The sequence below is a fragment of the Rhizobium sp. GR12 genome, assembly GCF_036596185.1.
Lineage (GTDB): Bacteria > Pseudomonadota > Alphaproteobacteria > Rhizobiales > Rhizobiaceae > Agrobacterium > Agrobacterium nepotum.
This window is the reverse complement of sequence record NZ_JASXTH010000024.1, coordinates 1-16892: the sequence shown is the minus strand read 5'-3', so window position 1 is coordinate 16892 and position 16892 is coordinate 1. Positions and strand designations below refer to the sequence as shown.

The window sequence follows — 16892 nt, the reverse complement described above, 5'->3', positions numbered from 1 at the left end:
TTTCGCAATGATTTTCATGAAATCTCTGTGACTTCTCCCGTCGTTTCATCTCATCCCCTGTGAGACTGCTTCCATGACGAATACTCGTTGAGTGTTTTTGCGGCGATATCCTGCATGACCCTGTCGGTCACGGCGGCCCATGGATCGCTGCCTTTGGCGGCCACGGCCTCCTGTCCCTGCAGGCGGTGAAGCCTGGTGCCATTGGCATCCAGAATGTCCCAGACGTAAACGACATTGACCTTGCCGCCATCGGCGAAGGCGGAGAAATATCCTTTCAGGATGTTGTCGGCCGAATTGTCGTTGGAGGCGCGGATAGTCAGACCCTTTGCCCGCGCCTCGGCACCCAATTGCCGCGAAAGCGGCGTGACGGCCTGAACGGGCGCGCCGATGATCGGCAGGAAGCGGATGGAGTTGCCGGAAGCGGCAGGCGCAAGTGCAGCCGTCTGCTGCGAGGGCGGCGGCTGACTGTTGCCGGGGGAACGGTCCGTGGATTGGCCGGGAGACTGGTTCTGGCCAAGCGGCTCGCCATACTGGCTGCCGTTGGAAAGCGCCTGTGCCTGCGCCTGCAAGGAGTTCTGCGGCGCATAGGCGGGCACGGAAGAGGCGGTTGCCGGCGCGCCCGCAGGCGCGCGGTCGGCTGCGGCCGCCATCTGGTCGAGATCGCCCTGCGTCACCGGTGTCGATTGCGAGCCATTGTGACCGACATTCACCTGCGGCGTCAGCGCCTCCGTGGTGTTGCAGGCCGACAAGGCCAGCACCAGCGCCGGAATGACGAGGAAAAACCCCGTCCGGCTCATGCGATGTTCCCTCTCATGTCCCGCTCCTTCTTGCCCAAGGTGGCGGCAATGTAGGGCTGGTTTTCCCGCTCTGTCAAACCCGGCGGCGATTTAAGCTGTGAGAAGATCGAGGCTGTGACGGGAGAGAGGCTCCGGTGCGCCATCCGTGGTCAGATAGGTCTGGCCGAGCGTCATGGCGGTACCGGAATCGGAATCCATCACGATCATATGCACGAACAGTGTCATGTCGCGTGTGATCTCCTGCGGATTGCCGGCGTGGAACATCTGATGCTCCATCCATGACGGGGAGAAACGCGCGCCCAGCGAATAACCACAGGAGTTCAGCCGGTGGCGGGTCAAGCCGCGTTCGTCCATGACGCGGGCATGCACGTCGAAGACATCGCCGAAGGTCTTGCCGGGCTGCAAAACGTCCTCGATGGCGGTGAGGTTTTGCAGGCAGGCGCTGTAAAGCTCCTTCTGGCGAAAATCCTGTTCGCCGATCACCACCGTGCGCATCATTGCGGCATGGTAGTGGGCGCTCACACCGGCCCATTCCAGCGTCAGCTGATCCTTGGTGTCGAGCCTGCGGCGACCGGCCTTGTAACGGCACAGCAGCGCATCTGCGCCGGAGCCGATGATGAATTCATTGGCGGGATAATCGCCGCCGCCGGCCAGGACCGCGCCCTGCATTGCCGAGAGGATCGCGGCTTCGTCCGCGCCCGGCTTGATGAGTTCCAAAGCCGCGTCCAGAGCATCGTCGGCGAGCCTGCCCGCATTCTTCGCATAAGCGATCTCGGCGGGGCTTTTGGTGAGCCGCAGGGTGCTGACCAGATAGGAGGCGTCGATCATCTGGCAGAAGCTGGCAAGCTGGTTGTCCAGCAGGCGGGCGACACGTCCGGTCATGCCGTGGGTGTCGTATTCCACGCCGATCTTGGCGCCAAGGAGATCGAGATCGCTGAGGAGGTTTTTAAGATCGAGCGTCGGGTCGGCATTGGGCCTGTCGACCCAGATGAGAATATTGTCGATCGTCGAGGTGTTGCGGGCCTGCCGCATGTCCGCCGAGCGGGTCAGAAGCGTCATTGAGCCGTCCGATTTGACCACCAGCGTCTGGAAGAAGCAGTAGCCGAACGTGTCGTAACCGGTCAGCCAGTACATGCTCTCCTGGGCGAAAAGCAGAATGGCGTCCAGCTTCTCCTCGGTCATTTTGGCAATCAGCCGTTCGCGGCGGGCATCGAATTCCGAAAGCTCGAAATGCAGGGCCATGTCAGTCCTCCAGAATTGCGATTGCGGAAATCTGCCGCCCATAATCGGGTTCGGCCCGGTGGGTCGTGCGGCGGTAGGAGTAGAAGCGGTCTTCGTCGGGATAGGTGCAGAGGCCGAGGTTTTCCGCCCTCACGCCCGCGTTGACCAGACGATCCACCGTAAATTGCTTGAGGTCGAACAGCGCATGTCCGCCTTTGTCAGAGGCGGTGAAATAGGCCGCATAGGCGGGATCGAAATCGGTGAAGCGCGCCACATATTCCGGCCCGACTTCATAATTGGCCTGGCTGATGGAGGGGCCGAGCGAGGCGGTGATGCGTTCGCGATTGGCGCCCAGTTTCCTCATGGTCTCGATTGTGTTTTCGAGTACGCCGAACAATGCGCCCTTCCAGCCGGCATGGGCGGCACCAACAACGCCCGCTTCGGCGTCAGCAAAAAGAATCGGGCCGCAATCGGCGCTCAACACGCCGAGCACGAAACCCGGCGTCGCCGTCACCATCGCATCGGCCTGTGGGCGGCTGCCGTCATAGCTTTCATCGACCACAAGCACGTCAGGGGAATGGATCTGGTGCACGGTGGCAAGGCGCTCTGCCGAAACACCGAACCATTGCGTGACGCGCCGGCGGTTTTCATGTACCAGCTCCGGTTCGTCTTTCGAGCCGAGGCCGACATTTAGGCCCTCGTAAAGGCCCTGCGAGACACCGCCCTGCCGGGTGAAAAAACCGTGGCGGACGCGGTTTTCACTCAAGGCGGCGAGCAGGGGGCTCTGGATCGGGAGCGGCAGCGTTTCGTTCTGCATGGTGCGGGAGTTCCTTGGAGAATGTCGCTGTTGCCAGTGGGATGCGTTGAGCGAGATGTTTCCTGGTGCCGCGGCGTTGCGCGACGTTTGTCTGATGCAGTGCGTCTGCTTCGTTCTGGGGCCGATGTTGGCCCAGAGGTGATTGCACTGTCAATCCACCGTGCGAAACGGCAGGAGATGGAGTGCGGGACTTGAAACGGCGATGACCTTGAAAAGTTCCCCCATCCTGCCGGCTCCTTCGCCGGCGAGGCGGTTGACTGCTTCGGCGATTTCAAGCGTCTGGTCGGGTGTCGCCTTGGCGGCAAGAGCGGCTGCCCGCTCCTTGAGGCCGAGACCATAGAGAAAGTCGCCTTGCCGCAGGGTGCCATTGACGTGTACGCCGGTTGCCTCGGCTGTCCTGACGAGGCTTTCGAAATCGACATGACTGGTCAGATCGGCTTCGCCGGGATGTAAAAGCGGCGGGTCGAAGGCGTGGTCGCGCATGGCCTGCAATGTGTCGCCAAATCCGGCGACCAGATGGCCGTAATCGATGGCGAGCGCCGTGCCACCATATGCGGACAGGCGCTGGCAGATAGCCGTCATCACGGCCTCACGGGCGGGTGAAATCTCGAATATGGTGCCGAGCGGCTGCTGCTCGGGCAGGGGCGGAAGCAGTGTCGGATCGATGCTGGCAAGCCCCGTCGAGAAGACGAGTTCGTCATTTGCATCGAGGCTGACGACGCGTTCGCGAAAACCCTGCGGCGTCCTGACGAATTGCCGGATGGGGATGGCGTCGAAAAGCTCGTTGGCGACGACAAGCAGGAAGCCCTCCGGCACATCGTCGAAACTTTCGTGCCATGCCAGCCGGTCGCCATGCGGGGCGAGCGTTTCTTTCTGGATGGTCGACAGGCGAGGGCTGGTCTCCACCAGATGCACCCGCATCGTCTCGTAAAGCGGCGGTGCGATGCGGCGGATGACGCGCAGCATGTCGGACATCATGGTGCCGCGGCCGGGACCGATTTCCACCAGCCGGGTCTCTGTGGGCGCGCCGTGCCGCTGCCAGGCATGAACCACGAAAACGCCGAGCATTTCGCCGAAAAGCTGGCTGACCTCCGGCGCGGTGATGAAATCGCCCGAACGACCGAAGGGTTCTCTGCTCCGGTAATAACCGTGTTCAGGATCGGCGAGGCAAAGCGAGAAGAAATCGGTGACGCTGAGCGGACCGTTGAGCCGGATAAGGGATTTGATACGTTGCGCAAGCGGTGTCGTCATGGCAGGCCATACCGCTTAGGCGCTTTGTTTCGTGCGGCGTGCACGCAGGACCGCCCAGAGGCCCAGAAGGAACATCGGCGTCGAGAGCACCATGCCCATAGTCAGCCAGTTGCCGGCGAGATAACCGATCTGGGCATCCGGCTCGCGGAAGAATTCCACGAAGATACGCGACAGCGCATAACCGCAGACGAAGATGCCGGTGACGATGCCGGGTGTTTTCAGCGCCTTGAAGGCGTAGATGGCCACCGCCAGAATGGCGACGAGCACGACGCCTTCGAGGCCTGCTTCGTAAAGCTGGCTCGGGTGCCGCGCAAACGGACCGCCGGTCGGGAATACGACCGCCCAGGGAACGTCGGCGATACGGCCCCACAATTCGCCGTTGATGAAATTGGCGATACGCCCGAACAGCAGACCGATGGGCGCGACGGCTGCGACGACGTCGAACATGCTCCAGACCGGGATGCCGTTCTTGCGGGCAAAGAGGATCATGGCGACGGTCGTGCCGATCAGGCCGCCATGGAACGACATGCCGCCGTTCCATATTTCGAGCGCCCTTATGGGATTGGCGGCGACGGCGCCAAGATCGTAAAACAGGATGTAGCCGATACGCCCGCCAAGCACGATGCCGCCGGCCGCCCACAGGATGAAATCGTCAAGATGCTGTGCCGAGATCGGGGAGGTGTCGTTCGGCCAAAGGCGAGCCGTCAGGGTAAGGCGGCGGGCATAAAACCAGCCGAGCATGATGCCGGCGACATAGGCGATGCCATACCAGTGGATCGCCAAGGGCCCGATGGACAGGGCAATCGGATCGATGTTCGGAAATGGCATGATGGCAAGTTGGGTGGGAGCGGCTAACAATCCGTATATTCCGTCATCGTTGCTGGGCGGACAACGGAATGATCCATTGCCTCAAAGGGGCCGGGCGATGATGCTCACCGGTCTCCCTGACGCCAAGGAAAATGGCGATTGCCGCAGCGGCGGTCAAGGTGATTCTTTGGGAGGGGCTTCGAGACGCGGAAGGCCATCGCCACGGCTTGCGATTTTTCGATTTCGCTTGCAAGGCGGCTGTCGAGTGCCTACCTGAAAGGCATCAACAGCAGGGAAGGAATGCTCCCTGAACCGACGAAGGAACAGCGCCATGAGCACGACAGGCACCAATCGTATTCTGGATGAATTCGCCAAGCTGATGACCGATGCGGCGGGCGCGGCGCAGGGCGTGCGCAAGGAAGCGGAAGCCGCCTTTCATGCGCAGACGGACCGCTGGCTGAACAGCCTGGACGTGGTACGGCGCGAGGAATTCGAGGCCGTGCGCGAAATGGCCATCAAGGCGCGCGATGAAAACGATGCGCTGCGCGCCCGCATCGAGGCTCTGGAAGCGAAGCTTTCGGCCGCCAAGGACTGATTCTGTAGCGCTTTTTCCTGACAGGTCCCGGATCGCCTGCGATTCCGGGACTTTTTGTTTGTGGGTCATGTGGCCCGAAATTATTCCCGGTCGATCCGGATCGGCCTCTATCGTTAATTTTTTGAGGCCTGTGGACACTGCCAAAAAACGCAATTGCCAGAGTCGGTTATGTATCTCGCCTGAGGTGATGGGGGAGAAGATATCCACTGCTCAAAAAGCAAAAATGGCGCCTGAGGGGTGGCAGCAGGACTCGGCCATTATACACTGATTTTAAATGATGATTCGAAACGAACCTGGTAAGCTCCACACAGGGTGAATGTGTTAACTCTGTTGGTGTCGGGCAATCGTCTCAAGTATTGAATCCGGTTTGTGTGTGCGTTTTGTGCCCGGCGTTCAAAACAGAACATCCATACCGGATGAGAAGGTGCCGCATGAGCCTGATAGAATTTGAAATTGAGCGCCAGTCCAATCCCGTGGACATGATCGAGATTGTCGCCGCCTCGAACGACTGGTCGTTCGAGCGTTCCGGCGAAGACGAGATCGCCATGACGGTGGCTGGCCATTGGGCCGATTATCACGTTTCCTTTTCGTGGATGGAAGACTTCGAGGCGCTGCATCTGGCCTGCGCCTTCGACATCAAGGTGCCCGACCAGCGCGTCAATGAAGTCATTCGCCTGCTGTCGCAGGTCAACGGCCAGGTGCTGATGGGTCACTTCGATCTGTGGCGGCAGGAAGACGTGGTGATTTTCCGCCAGTCCCTGCTTCTGGCCGGTGGCGCCGAACCGAACAACCAGCAGGTGGAAGTGCTGCTTTCCAGCGCGCTTGAGGCTTGCGAACAATATTATCAGGCATTCCAGTTCGTCGTCTGGTCGGGACTGGATGCGAAAAGTGCAATTGAAGCGGTCATGTTCGAGACCGTCGGAGAAGCTTGAGCATGGTCTACAAGGCTTCCGGTCCGCTCGTCCTCGTGGGAGCGGGCAATATGGGCGGCGCTCTGCTTTCGGGCTGGCTGAAAAAAGGCGTGGCGGGATCGCAGGTGGTCGTTATCGATCCGCGTCCCTCCGACGCCATGCGCGCGACGATTGCGGAGGCCGGCGCCACGCATAGCGAAAGCGTTCCTGCTGGCGTTAAGGCTGGCATTCTTTTCGTGGCGGTAAAGCCGCAGATGATGGAGGCCGTGCTGCCTTCCCTCAAGTCCTTGCTGGGTTCAGATACCGTCGTCGTTTCGATCGCGGCCGGTACCACTATCGGGACTTTCCTCTCGCATTTCGGTGCGGTTGCCGCCGTACGGGCGATGCCGAACACACCCGCCATGGTGGGTCGCGGTGTGACGGGGGCCTATGCCAATGAGTTGGTGACGCCGGCGCTCAAAGCCGTGGTGGACGGGTTGCTGAAGGTCAGCGGTCCGGTCGAATGGGTGGAAACCGAAAGCGATATCGACGCGGTGACAGCGGTTTCGGGAAGTGGCCCGGCCTATGTTTTCTATCTGGTGGAATGCATGGCGGAAGCTGGCCGCAAGGCGGGTCTTCCGGCTGACATAGCTATGCGCCTGGCGCGCGAAACCGTGGCCGGTGCGGGCGAGCTGCTGCATCAATCCCCAGACGAGGCGGCGCGCCTGCGCCAGAACGTGACTTCACCGGGCGGCACGACGGCCGCCGCACTTTCAGTGCTGATGGCCGAAGACGGCATGCAGCCCCTGTTCGACAAGGCGATCGCTGCGGCGAAAAAACGCGCCGAAGAACTGGCTGGTTGAAGCGGGCTGGCGGGAGCGGGACATGAGCGGTGAAATTTCCTATGCCGATTTCGAGAAAGTCGATATTCGCGTCGGCACCATTGTCGAAGCGGAGCCTTTTCTGGAAGCGCGCAAGCCCGCAATCAAGGTGAAGATCGATTTCGGACCGGAGATCGGCATCAAGAAATCTTCGGCGCAAATCACGGTGCATTATACGCCGGAAAGCCTTGTCGGTCGGCAAGTGCTGGGCGTGGTGAATTTTCCGCCGCGTCAGATCGGCCCGTTCCGTTCCGAGGTTCTGACGCTGGGTTTTGCCGATGGCAACGGCGACATCGTGCTTGCCGCCGTCGAGCGGCCGGTGCCGAACGGCGAGAAGATGTGCTGAGAGAGCACCTCTTTCCGCTCGACCTTTTGGTTTGAATACCGGATTTTCCGAAGACTGCGCTACGTTTCCGGTCCGGTGTTCTACGCCGGTATTTTCACGATCACCCGCAATCCGCCCATCGGGCTGTCGTGCAGCGACACGTCGCCGCCATGGCTGCGGGCGATGTCGCGGACGATGGAGAGGCCGAGCCCCGTGCCCGAGGCGTTGAGGTTGCGCGCCTCGTCCAGCCGGAAGAACGGCTTGAAGACATCCTCCCGTGCCGTTTCCGGAATGCCTGGCCCGTCATCATCGAAGGTCATGACGATGGAGCGCGGCGCCTTGCGGATGTCGACATGGAGTTTGCCGGCGTAGCGCCGTGCATTCTCCGCCAGATTGGCGACGAGGCGGGAGAGGGCGTTGGGACGCGCGATGATCCGTTCGATATTATAAAGCTCGTAGCTGAATTTCTTGCCGTGCAACTCAAAATCATGGTCGATTTTTTCCAGAAGCTCCGGAAGCTCCAGTGTGCCGACATCCTCCTCGACATCGGTGCGGGCAAAGGTGAGATAGGCCTCCAGCATCGACTGCATGTCCTCGACATCCTTGTCCAGGCCCTCGATGTCCGGATTGTCACCCGCCAGGGCAAGTTGCAGCTTGAAGCGGGTGAGGATGGTGCGCAGGTCATGGCTGACGCCATTCAGCATGGCGGTGCGCTGTTCCATCTGCCGCTCGATGCGTTCGCGCATCAATATGAAGGCGAGGCCGGCCCGCCGCACCTCGTCCGCGCCGCGTGGGGAATAGGCGCTGATCCTCTGGCCCTTGCCGAAATCCTCGGCTGCCTTGGCGAGCGCTTCGATGGGCTTGATCTGCCCGCGCAGGAACAGGATGGAAATGGCGATCAGAACCAGCGATGCGCCGACCATCCAGACAAGGAAGATATGGGTGTTGGAGGCATAGGCCGCGCTGCGGCTGGTGAAGACGCGCAGCGTCTTGTCCTCAAGCTGGACGCGGATTTCGACCAGCGAACCATTGCCATAGGTATCGATCCAGAACGGCCGGCCGATTTGCTGGGTCAACTGACTGGCGAGGATCGTGTCCAGAATGGAAAATAATGGCTCGGGCCTTGGGGCCGGTAGATCCGCCTTTGGTTCGATATAGACGCTGAGACCCAGCTTCTCGCGGGCGATGCGGATAACGCGCTGATAGTCGTCTTCTTCCTCATCGGTTTGCAGAAGCTCGATGATCGCGGCGATATCGCGCGTCACGGCGGAGGAGAGGCGCTCCGTCACCAGCTGCCAGTGGCGCTCCATGAAGACGGCGGCGACGATGCCCTGAAGCAGGATCATCGGCAGGATGATGATAAGCAGTGAACGTGTGTAAAGCCCGGTGGGCAGCCAGTGGCGAAGCGATCTGCCGAACATGCGCCAGGCCTTCGCTATGCCGCTTCTTTTAACCGTGCTCAGAAAATCGAGGCTCGCCATGCCGTCAGCCCGCCTTTCGTTGGTGCTTGTGTCAGTCCACGCTCAGCCGGTAGCCGATGCCGCGTACCGTTTGCAGATAGACCGGGTTGGCAGGGTCGTCCTCGATCTTGCGGCGAAGGCGGTTGATCTGCACGTCGATGGTTCTTTCGCCCACTTCCGATTCCGCTTCGACCAGTTCGTGCCGTGGAATGGTGTCGCCGGCGCGCAACGCAAAAAGCAGCATGATCTCCTGTTCGCGATCCGTCAGGCGGATCGTTTCAGGCCCGCGCCGCAATTCCTTTTTGGGAATGGAGAAGCTGTAGGGGCCGAACATGATCTGCTCGATCTTGGGCGTATCGGGCGAGGTGTTGCGCCGCAGGATATTGTTGATGCGCAGGACAAGCTCGCGCGGATCGAACGGCTTGGCGAGATAATCATCCGCGCCGGCCTCCAGCCCCTCGATCCGGGAATCCGCTTCCGAGCGGGCGGTCAGGAGAATGACCGGCACGGATTTGTTCTCGTTCAGCGAGCGGGTGAGCGAAAGCCCGTTTTCCCCGGGCATCATGACGTCGAGAATAAGGAGGTCGAAACGGATGCCGACCATCTTGCGTCGGGCTTCGGCCGCATCTGCGGCGACGGTAATGCGGTATCCCTTGTCGCTCAGAAAGCGTTGCAGAAGATTGCGAATGCGGGCGTCGTCATCGACGATCAGCAGGTGGGCAGCATCGTCATCCGTCGGTGGAAGCTTTGTCGTCGCTGTGGCCATCGTCATTCACCTTCCGCCGGCGCCGGGCTGCGCATCTGTGCCAGAAATTGGCGGATGCAGGCGCGGGCGTCGGGTCCAAGCCCTTCCAGCGCGCGGTCGATCCGCCGCGATTGCGGCTCGCTCAGCGCCAGCGCCAGTTCGCGCCCCGTCAGCGTCGGATAGAGCCTGCGCTGGCGGCGGTCTTCGGGGCCTGCCATCTGGCGGATATAACCATCGTCGATCAACTGCTTGAGCACGCGGGCAAGGCTCTGTTTGGTAATCTGCAGGGTGTCGAGCAGATCCGCCACCGTCATGCCGGGCTGCCTGCTGACGAAATAGACCACTCGATGGTGCGCCCGTCCATATTCCAGTTTCGACAGAATGACATCGGGATCGGAGACGAAATCGCGATAGGCGAAAAACAGCGCCTCTATCGTGTCGAAGTCGATCTTGCCGTCGTCAACCTTCGGGAGTGCTGGCTTCGGAAGTGCCGGTGTCTGCCTGGTGGCTGCGGTTTTGAGCGATTGCGGTGGCACTGCGGTTCCTTCATATTCTGCGGCTGACATACGTCGATGCGCCAATATTCTGTAAACATAGCCGAAAATGCGTCCGCTCGGGAGAATGCCGCTGATCATTTTCTGTTGCGGTGGATAATATGCTGCGGGTGCCGGTGCAACTGGAAACCTGAGCGGCCTTTACCGCAAATAGAAAAGAGCGCGGCAAGCCCGCGCTCTTCATTGGTTTGATGCCGTCGTCATCGATCCGACGGTGAGAATACCGGTTGCCTCTACTGATAGACGTAGACGATCCGGCGCGTCGATGGTTCGACCAGAACCGGCACGTCGTTCACCCGGACATAACGATACTGGTAGTCCGGAATTTCGACGAGCCGTGTATCGGAGGGCAGGGTGCTGCCGACGACCACATCGCCATCGAAGGTGACGGTGTCCGCAGGGTGCTCATCCATGTAAGTTATCACCGATTCCGGTGGAGTAATGTCCACATCGCCGACACGACCGAGGTTCGGGTCGCCGGGATTGGGTTCGGCCTGCACGCTCGACGTTTTCTCGTATGTCACAACCGGCACGCTGAGTTCCGTGCGGCGCTCCTCGAGAATGACCGGAGAGCCTTCATACAGAACGTTCAGGTACTCGGCATGCGCCCAGCCACGCAGACCGTTGACCTGGATGCGGCACCAGCTGCTGCCTTCCATGCAACCGTCCAGAACCGCATTGCTGCCACGGGTGGCAAGCCCGACTTCGGGGTAGTCTTCACCGGGGCCTGAGCGAACGGAAACATCCGATGCGGTGGTGGCGACCATGGCGGCGTTTGCAAAGCCGGCCATCAAGGCGAAAGCGCCGCCAGCCATGAGCATTTTTAGCGTCTTGTCCATGTGTCTCACTCCTTTCAAGACTGGAACTAAAACGTGATAGCCACCCGGGCGTTCCACATTTTTCGGGAAAACTCACGATCCCGGCCGAAATGTTTCCATTATGCCATTGAATTTTATCGATTTTTTCAAGGTGGCCGAGGCTCCTGAAAAGCAACACCTTTTCCGTCGCCATTGTGCCGGAACCGGTCGCAGGCTATAGGAGGCCAGATTGTCAGACAGGGAGACGCGGGATATGGGAAAATTGCAGGCGGGCATTATTCCGGTCACGCCGTTCGAGCAGAACTGTACCATTCTCTTCGATGAGGACACGAAGGAAGGCGTCGTCGTCGATCCCGGTGGGGATGTGGATGTCATTCTTCAGGTGGTTTCCGAAAACGGTATCACGCTCAAGGAAATCTGGCTGACGCACGGCCATCTCGACCATGCCGGCGGCGCCAAGGAATTGCGCGAAAAGCTCTCGCTGCCAGTGATCGGCCCGCATGAGGACGACCGGCCGCTGCTCGAGAGGATCGAGACGCAGGCCGAAAAATACGGCATCAGCGGTCTTCAGAACGTTTTGCCGGACAAATGGCTGAATGAGGGCGACAGGGTTTCCTTCGGGGAGCATGTGTTTGAGGTCTACCATTGCCCGGGCCATGCCCCCGGCCACGTCATCTATTATAATCGCGACCAGCAATTCGCCCATGTCGGCGACGTCCTGTTTGCAGGTTCGGTGGGGCGCACGGACCTTCCGGGCGGAAACCATGAGCAATTGATGGCATCCATTCGCGACAAGCTGCTGCCGCTCGGCGATGAGGTCGGTTTTATTTGCGGCCATGGCCCCGGAGGTCGGCTGGGCGAAGAGCGGCGGACCAACCTCTATCTCAAGGGGATCTGAGTTTCCGGCGCATATCCGGCGCATATGATGCGGATCGACCAGACACAAAAAAACCCGGCATTCCTGCCGGGCTTCAACTAGAAAAGAAAGTCGTTATAGGGTTAGCCAGCAATCTGCAGATTGACTGCCTTCGGGCCCTTGCCGCGACGATCCGGTTCCGTGTCGAAGCTCACTTTCTGATTTTCTGAAAGTCCGGACAGGCCGGAAGCCTGTACAGCAGAGATGTGAACAAAGATATCAGCGCCACCATTGTCTGGCTTGATGAAGCCGAAGCCTTTGTCTGTGTTAAAGAATTTTACGGTGCCAGTTTCGGCCATGCATCAGGTCCTTTTCGCTCCGCCCGCGTTCAGCTACAGGCAGCATTACAGTTTTGCCCCGCAAGGGCGTTGGCAGGCAGTTCTTGACTATTGAGAAAAAGGACCTTCACAGCGGGAAGTAATGGCGTTCTCATCCAACGTTTTTCGTCCCACCGCCCGAGGTTTATAGCGTCCCCGGTGCGCAAAATTATAGGCCTTCCCATGCTCGCAAATTGCCCGAACGGCGGTAGATTGCTGCGTTTATAGAAAATTGGCAAGCAAAAGTTTTCGCGGGCTTTTTGTCAGATAAAAACCTGCGGTAGAATTAACGTGCGTAGTCGCACATTTTTTCTGCATATTTGATAATTGATGAAATAATTGCCGGTCGCGTTCGGTTTTCACGGTAAAATTTTGAATGCGGGGGCGAGATTTTTCCTGAAAAGAGAAAAATTGGTTCTTTCGCCTCAGGCCGTTCCAGCGATGGTTTTTTGCCGCTTGCGCGCCAGTTCCGGCACCAGTTCCACGATCAATATGGCGACGAAAATGATCACGCAGCCGATATAACCGGCGCTGGAAATGGTTTCTTTCAGGAACACCGAGGCCAGCAAAGCGCCGAAAAGCGCCTCTGACGAGAGAAATATCGCGGCCTGTGGCGCCGTTGTGTAACGCTGGGCAACGACCTGCAGGACGAAGGCGAGGCCTGAAGATACGAGGCCGACATAGAGAATTTCCGCCAGCGATCCCTCTATGGACGCCATGCTGATGGGTTCGACCGCAAGGCCGATCATGCAACTCAGGAGAGAGCAAATTGCGAACTGGGTGCAGGAAAGCGCGAGAGGCCGCCCGCTCTCGGAGACGAAACGTCCGGCGAGCGTGATCTGGATCGCCCAGAAGAAGGCGCAGATGATGCTGAGAATATCGCCCCGTGTCAGCGTCTCGAATGCACCGCCGGAAAGCAGGAATATGCCGCCCAGCATCATCAGGGCGCAGGGCCAGATGATCCAGTGGGGATGGCGCCGGTAAAGGACGACGGCGATAACGGGCACGAAGATGACGTAAAGCCCGGTCAGGAAGCTGGAATTGGTGACGGTCGTGGTCAAAAGCCCGACCTGCTGGGTGGTGGCGCCGCCGAACAGCGCGAGGCCCACGAGGATGAAGCCGCCGATTTCCTTGCGGCGCGGCGCAGACTTTTTCGAACGGGTTTCCATCACGGCGAATGGCGCCACGGCGATTGCGGCAATGGCGAAACGCAGGCCGACGAACCAGAACGGGCCGATCGAGGTCATGGCGGAGGATTGTGCGACGAAGCCGCCTCCCCAAATTGCTGCGGCGAGCAGAAGCAGCATATTGGCCTGAATACGCGTCATGATTGGCACCAGCACAGCGGGGCCGGGGGATCACTCCGTCGCGGCCCTGGCAATTCGGGGAATTTTTGAAATGTCGAACCATGATTTTCGGACGACGGTTTCCCGGGTGCTTTAGCAGCAACATGCCGACGCTGCAAGTCGAGGACAGCGCCGCTTATTTGTAGCGGCGGGCCTCGTCCTTCAGGCTTCTCCGGGTGAGTGTCAGGCCGCCGATGCCGAGGCCGATGAAGGCCGCGGCCGAAAAGACGATGAGCAGCAGGTGCCCGCCTGCCTGCGAGGTTGCCGCCACCTGCGGAATGGCGGATGTGTGCAGGGTGTCGACCGCCTGAACGGCGGCATCGGCCGAGGTCGCGATCCCGGCGGCCATGGTAATGACGACAAGAAAGGCTGCAATTGCCATCCAGAGGGAAAACAGCGTTCTTTGCGCCCTTAACCTTTCAACCGAAGTCCTGTCGTTGGTAAACATGGCGATCGCCTCTTGTCGCTGTTGTCGAAGGACAAAAGAGGCTTCGAAATGGACGGCTTGGAGACCGAATTCAGGCGTTCCGCAGCATTTATTGCGGCGATATTGTGGCGGAGCCGGTTGCGGGCCTGTTTCGCTCTAAAATGGCGTCAAAGGCCGCGTTTTCCAAAGGTTCTAATCTGGCGCGGGGTATGCGGCTCTGCGGATCGTTCTTCCCGCACAAATGCCGGTGACGCTGCGCTCCTGTCTGACCTTGGCAGAGGGGAGAAATAGCCGCTGCCGAGTTCCGGAAAACGTGTGTCGAAACTTGTCGGCGCGAGTTCGGGTTTTGCCAGCGCGTAACCCTGCATCAACAGGACGCCGACTTCCTCGCAGATATCCACCTGCCAGCCGGTTTCCAGCCCTTCGAACACCGGCTCTATTCCATCGTCACGGAACTGGCTGACGATGACGCGCAGAAGGGCGGCGCCCGCCGAATTCTGCATGAAATCACGTACCCAGCCCGCTTCGAATTTCACGTAGTCGGGCTTGATGAGCTTCACCCGGTCAATGTCGGAATCGCCGGCGCCATAGTCATCCAGCGCCACGCGAAAGCCGATGTCGTGCATATGGTAGGCAAAGTCGGCCACCATCTGCGTGTCGGACGCTTTTTTCTCCGAGATTTCGCAGACGATGCGGTCCGCCGTCATGCCGGCCTCGTGGGCGGTAAGGCGCATGCGCTCTACCTCCTGGCGCATCTTGGCCGGGGTCTGGAACAGGCCCGGATGGAAGTTGACGAAGATGCGGGCGCGGGACCGATTGAGCCTGCCGGTATTGAGAATGTGGATCGTGCGCAGGATGCTGTCGATATTCTCGATATCGTCCGGCTCCACCAGCGAGAAAAATTCACCCGGCGTCACCGGCTCGCCGTTGCGGTGGGGACGCACCAGACCCTCGAAGGAATCGATGTCGAGCGTGCCGTTCATCGTTCGGCGAAAGATGGGCTGCAGGGCAGATTTCAGGTTGAAGGTGCTGTAGGCGGTGGACCATGTGCCATCGACCTCACGGACAAGACTGGAAAAGATGCTTTTAGGCGCCATTTTTCCACCAGCTATAGAGAGACGACCTCTAGCTGATGATTTTAGCGCATCAAGCGTTACTTCCGGGTTAAGGAAGGTTTAAATTCTTCTCCATGCCACATATGCTGCTTTTGACCTTGAAAGACCGCCTGTCTTTCGACATAGAAAATGCCGCAGATGACAAGTTTTCCCGCCTCTGCCGATGTCAACCACAACAGGACCGATTAAAAATGGCCTTCCTTGCCGACATTCTCTCCCGCGTAAAGCCATCCGCCACCATCGCTGTTACCCAGAAAGCCCGCGAGCTTAAAGCGAAGGGCCGCGATGTGATCAGCCTTGGCGCCGGCGAGCCGGATTTCGATACGCCTGAAAACATCAAGGAAGCCGCCATCGACGCCATCAAGCGCGGCGAGACGAAGTACACGCCCGTTTCCGGCATTCCGGAACTGCGCAAGGCCATCGCCGACAAGTTCAAGCGCGAAAACGGCCTGGACTACAAGCCGGAGCAGACGATCGTTGGCACCGGCGGCAAGCAGATCCTTTTCAACGCCTTCATGGCCACCCTCAACCCGGGTGATGAAGTCGTCATTCCGGCGCCTTACTGGGTCAGCTATCCGGAAATGGTGGCGATTTGCGGCGGTACGCCGGTTTTCGTCGACACCACGCTTGAAGACAATTTCAAGCTGAAGCCGGAAGCGCTTGAAAAGGCGATCACGCCGAAGACCAAGTGGTTCGTTTTCAACTCGCCTTCCAACCCGTCCGGCGCTGCCTATTCGCATGACGAGCTGAAGGCGCTGACGGACGTTCTCGTCAAGCATCCGCATGTCTGGGTGCTGACGGACGACATGTACGAGCACCTGACCTATGGCGATTTCAAATTCGTCACGCCGGTCGAGGTTGAGCCTTCGCTCTACGACCGCACGCTGACGATGAATGGCGTCTCCAAGGCCTATGCCATGACCGGCTGGCGTATCGGCTATGCGGCCGGCCCGCTGCCGCTCATCAAGGCCATGGACATGATCCAGGGCCAGCAGACCTCGGGCGCCAGCTCGATTGCGCAATGGGCGGCTGTCGAAGCGCTGAACGGCACGCAGGATTTCATTCCGGCCAACAAGAAGATTTTCGAAGGCCGTCGTGATCTCGTCGTCTCCATGCTCAACCAGGCCAAGGGCATCAATTGCCCGGCACCGGAAGGCGCATTCTACGTCTATCCGTCCTGCGCCGGCATGATCGGCAAGACCGCGCCGTCGGGCAAGGTCATCGAAACGGATGTGGATTTCGTCTCCGAGCTTCTGGAAGCCGAAGGCGTCGCCGTCGTGCAGGGATCGGCTTTCGGCCTCGGCCCGAACTTCCGCATTTCCTACGCCACGTCGGAAGAGCTGCTTGAAGAAGCCTGCAAGCGCATCCAGCGCTTCTGCGCCGATTGCCGCTGATCGGTTGATACGATCTTGAAGGAAGCCCGGCAGCGATGCCGGGCTTTTTTGTTTCAAAGTCCCGTAAGCTCTCTGCCGTCATGCTCGGGCCTGTCCCGAGCATCTGCAACGCCAGATTTATTTGGATGTGATTAGATCCTTGGGACAAGCCCACTACTGTCCGGTTTAAATCCGCTCCCAGTTGAACTGCATCTGGCGGAGGTCTTTTGTTGTTTC

General features: G+C 59.5%; 19 protein-coding genes. 6 read left to right on the top strand and 13 right to left on the bottom strand.

From position 1 onward, the window contains the following. Positions 1–50: 50 nt before the first annotated feature. The 5 genes from QSK43_RS26220 to lgt all read right to left on the bottom strand — a co-directional run bounded on the left by QSK43_RS26220 (position 51) and on the right by lgt (position 4914). On the bottom strand, positions 51–797 hold the full coding sequence (locus QSK43_RS26220; RefSeq protein WP_332305913.1) for a hypothetical protein: 747 nt from the start codon (positions 795–797) through the stop codon (positions 51–53). 90 nt (positions 798–887) lie between these two features. Further along, positions 888–2039: a M24 family metallopeptidase gene (locus QSK43_RS26215; RefSeq protein ID WP_332305912.1), complete on the bottom strand. Its 1152-nt coding sequence runs from the start codon at positions 2037–2039 to the stop codon at positions 888–890. A gap of 1 nt (position 2040) precedes the next feature. Then, entirely contained in the window at positions 2041–2835 is a 795-nt protein-coding gene (gene pgeF / locus QSK43_RS26210; RefSeq protein ID WP_045018986.1) for a peptidoglycan editing factor PgeF, read from the bottom strand. Between the two features lie 150 nt (positions 2836–2985). Next, entirely contained in the window at positions 2986–4086 is a 1101-nt protein-coding gene (locus QSK43_RS26205; protein ID WP_332305911.1) for a class I SAM-dependent methyltransferase, read from the bottom strand. A 15-nt stretch (positions 4087–4101) separates the two neighbouring features. After that, positions 4102–4914, bottom strand: coding sequence for a prolipoprotein diacylglyceryl transferase (lgt, locus tag QSK43_RS26200; RefSeq protein ID WP_332305927.1), 813 nt, complete (start codon positions 4912–4914; stop codon positions 4102–4104). Between the two features lie 310 nt (positions 4915–5224). Here lgt and QSK43_RS26195 point away from each other — a divergent pair, with 310 nt between their 5' ends. The 4 genes from QSK43_RS26195 (at position 5225) to QSK43_RS26180 (ending at position 7605) form a co-directional block, all read left to right on the top strand. After that, positions 5225–5488: an accessory factor UbiK family protein gene (locus QSK43_RS26195; protein WP_045018979.1), complete on the top strand. Its 264-nt coding sequence runs from the start codon at positions 5225–5227 to the stop codon at positions 5486–5488. Positions 5489–5919: 431 nt separating this feature from the next. After that, on the top strand, positions 5920–6420 hold the full coding sequence (locus QSK43_RS26190) for a YbjN domain-containing protein (RefSeq protein WP_006311131.1): 501 nt from the start codon (positions 5920–5922) through the stop codon (positions 6418–6420). A 2-nt stretch (positions 6421–6422) separates the two neighbouring features. After that, positions 6423–7241, top strand: coding sequence for a pyrroline-5-carboxylate reductase (gene proC / locus QSK43_RS26185; protein WP_332305910.1), 819 nt, complete (start codon positions 6423–6425; stop codon positions 7239–7241). Positions 7242–7263: 22 nt separating this feature from the next. Next, the gene (locus tag QSK43_RS26180; protein ID WP_332305909.1) at positions 7264–7605 is read left to right on the top strand and encodes a tRNA-binding protein; all 342 of its coding nucleotides are present in this window, start codon (positions 7264–7266) and stop codon (positions 7603–7605) included. A gap of 80 nt (positions 7606–7685) precedes the next feature. Here the strand turns inward: QSK43_RS26180 and QSK43_RS26175 are convergent, their stop codons facing one another. From QSK43_RS26175 to QSK43_RS26160, 4 genes are all read right to left on the bottom strand, one after another. Next, positions 7686–9065 carry an ATP-binding protein gene (locus tag QSK43_RS26175; protein WP_332305908.1) on the bottom strand — a complete coding sequence of 460 codons (1380 nt, stop codon included), beginning with the start codon at positions 9063–9065 and terminating at the stop codon, positions 7686–7688. A 31-nt stretch (positions 9066–9096) separates the two neighbouring features. Then, a complete protein-coding gene (locus QSK43_RS26170; RefSeq protein ID WP_332305926.1) occupies positions 9097–9810 on the bottom strand; it encodes a response regulator transcription factor in 714 nt (237 codons plus the stop codon). 2 nt (positions 9811–9812) lie between these two features. Then, positions 9813–10355 carry a MarR family winged helix-turn-helix transcriptional regulator gene (locus tag QSK43_RS26165; RefSeq protein WP_045019191.1) on the bottom strand — a complete coding sequence of 181 codons (543 nt, stop codon included), beginning with the start codon at positions 10353–10355 and terminating at the stop codon, positions 9813–9815. Between the two features lie 221 nt (positions 10356–10576). After that, on the bottom strand, positions 10577–11182 hold the full coding sequence (locus QSK43_RS26160) for a DUF1236 domain-containing protein (protein ID WP_332305907.1): 606 nt from the start codon (positions 11180–11182) through the stop codon (positions 10577–10579). Between the two features lie 232 nt (positions 11183–11414). Here QSK43_RS26160 and QSK43_RS26155 point away from each other — a divergent pair, with 232 nt between their 5' ends. Continuing rightward, complete coding sequence (locus QSK43_RS26155; RefSeq protein WP_332305925.1) at positions 11415–12059, top strand: MBL fold metallo-hydrolase; 645 nt, start codon at positions 11415–11417, stop codon at positions 12057–12059. A gap of 101 nt (positions 12060–12160) precedes the next feature. On the opposite strand, the gene QSK43_RS26150 is transcribed toward QSK43_RS26155, so the two are convergent. From QSK43_RS26150 to QSK43_RS26135, 4 genes are all read right to left on the bottom strand, one after another. Next, on the bottom strand, positions 12161–12376 hold the full coding sequence (locus tag QSK43_RS26150; RefSeq protein ID WP_003494703.1) for a cold-shock protein: 216 nt from the start codon (positions 12374–12376) through the stop codon (positions 12161–12163). A 443-nt stretch (positions 12377–12819) separates the two neighbouring features. Continuing rightward, complete coding sequence (locus QSK43_RS26145; RefSeq protein ID WP_332305906.1) at positions 12820–13722, bottom strand: DMT family transporter; 903 nt, start codon at positions 13720–13722, stop codon at positions 12820–12822. 154 nt (positions 13723–13876) lie between these two features. Beyond that, positions 13877–14188 carry a hypothetical protein gene (locus QSK43_RS26140; protein ID WP_332305905.1) on the bottom strand — a complete coding sequence of 104 codons (312 nt, stop codon included), beginning with the start codon at positions 14186–14188 and terminating at the stop codon, positions 13877–13879. A gap of 146 nt (positions 14189–14334) precedes the next feature. Beyond that, the gene (locus QSK43_RS26135) at positions 14335–15264 is read right to left on the bottom strand and encodes an EAL domain-containing protein (protein WP_332305904.1); all 930 of its coding nucleotides are present in this window, start codon (positions 15262–15264) and stop codon (positions 14335–14337) included. A 209-nt stretch (positions 15265–15473) separates the two neighbouring features. Between QSK43_RS26135 and QSK43_RS26130 the strand changes: the two genes are divergently transcribed. Next, the gene (locus QSK43_RS26130) at positions 15474–16676 is read left to right on the top strand and encodes a pyridoxal phosphate-dependent aminotransferase (protein WP_045019190.1); all 1203 of its coding nucleotides are present in this window, start codon (positions 15474–15476) and stop codon (positions 16674–16676) included. The last annotated feature ends 216 nt before the right edge of the window (positions 16677–16892 follow it).

What these genes read in the sequence shown, in the direction of transcription:
- QSK43_RS26220 (WP_332305913.1), bottom strand. Translation starts at nt 797, where the DNA reads ATGAGCCGGACGGGGTTTTTCCTCGTCATTCCGGCGCTGGTGCTGGCC.
- QSK43_RS26215 (WP_332305912.1), bottom strand. Translation starts at nt 2,039, where the DNA reads ATGGCCCTGCATTTCGAGCTTTCGGAATTCGATGCCCGCCGCGAACGG.
- pgeF (WP_045018986.1), bottom strand. Translation starts at nt 2,835, where the DNA reads ATGCAGAACGAAACGCTGCCGCTCCCGATCCAGAGCCCCCTGCTCGCC.
- QSK43_RS26205 (WP_332305911.1), bottom strand. Translation starts at nt 4,086, where the DNA reads ATGACGACACCGCTTGCGCAACGTATCAAATCCCTTATCCGGCTCAAC.
- lgt (WP_332305927.1), bottom strand. Translation starts at nt 4,914, where the DNA reads ATGCCATTTCCGAACATCGATCCGATTGCCCTGTCCATCGGGCCCTTG.
- QSK43_RS26195 (WP_045018979.1), top strand. Translation starts at nt 5,225, where the DNA reads ATGAGCACGACAGGCACCAATCGTATTCTGGATGAATTCGCCAAGCTG.
- QSK43_RS26190 (WP_006311131.1), top strand. Translation starts at nt 5,920, where the DNA reads ATGAGCCTGATAGAATTTGAAATTGAGCGCCAGTCCAATCCCGTGGAC.
- proC (WP_332305910.1), top strand. Translation starts at nt 6,423, where the DNA reads ATGGTCTACAAGGCTTCCGGTCCGCTCGTCCTCGTGGGAGCGGGCAAT.
- QSK43_RS26180 (WP_332305909.1), top strand. Translation starts at nt 7,264, where the DNA reads ATGAGCGGTGAAATTTCCTATGCCGATTTCGAGAAAGTCGATATTCGC.
- QSK43_RS26175 (WP_332305908.1), bottom strand. Translation starts at nt 9,065, where the DNA reads ATGGCGAGCCTCGATTTTCTGAGCACGGTTAAAAGAAGCGGCATAGCG.
- QSK43_RS26170 (WP_332305926.1), bottom strand. Translation starts at nt 9,810, where the DNA reads ATGGCCACAGCGACGACAAAGCTTCCACCGACGGATGACGATGCTGCC.
- QSK43_RS26165 (WP_045019191.1), bottom strand. Translation starts at nt 10,355, where the DNA reads ATGTCAGCCGCAGAATATGAAGGAACCGCAGTGCCACCGCAATCGCTC.
- QSK43_RS26160 (WP_332305907.1), bottom strand. Translation starts at nt 11,182, where the DNA reads ATGGACAAGACGCTAAAAATGCTCATGGCTGGCGGCGCTTTCGCCTTG.
- QSK43_RS26155 (WP_332305925.1), top strand. Translation starts at nt 11,415, where the DNA reads ATGGGAAAATTGCAGGCGGGCATTATTCCGGTCACGCCGTTCGAGCAG.
- QSK43_RS26150 (WP_003494703.1), bottom strand. Translation starts at nt 12,376, where the DNA reads ATGGCCGAAACTGGCACCGTAAAATTCTTTAACACAGACAAAGGCTTC.
- QSK43_RS26145 (WP_332305906.1), bottom strand. Translation starts at nt 13,722, where the DNA reads ATGACGCGTATTCAGGCCAATATGCTGCTTCTGCTCGCCGCAGCAATT.
- QSK43_RS26140 (WP_332305905.1), bottom strand. Translation starts at nt 14,188, where the DNA reads ATGTTTACCAACGACAGGACTTCGGTTGAAAGGTTAAGGGCGCAAAGA.
- QSK43_RS26135 (WP_332305904.1), bottom strand. Translation starts at nt 15,264, where the DNA reads ATGGCGCCTAAAAGCATCTTTTCCAGTCTTGTCCGTGAGGTCGATGGC.
- QSK43_RS26130 (WP_045019190.1), top strand. Translation starts at nt 15,474, where the DNA reads ATGGCCTTCCTTGCCGACATTCTCTCCCGCGTAAAGCCATCCGCCACC.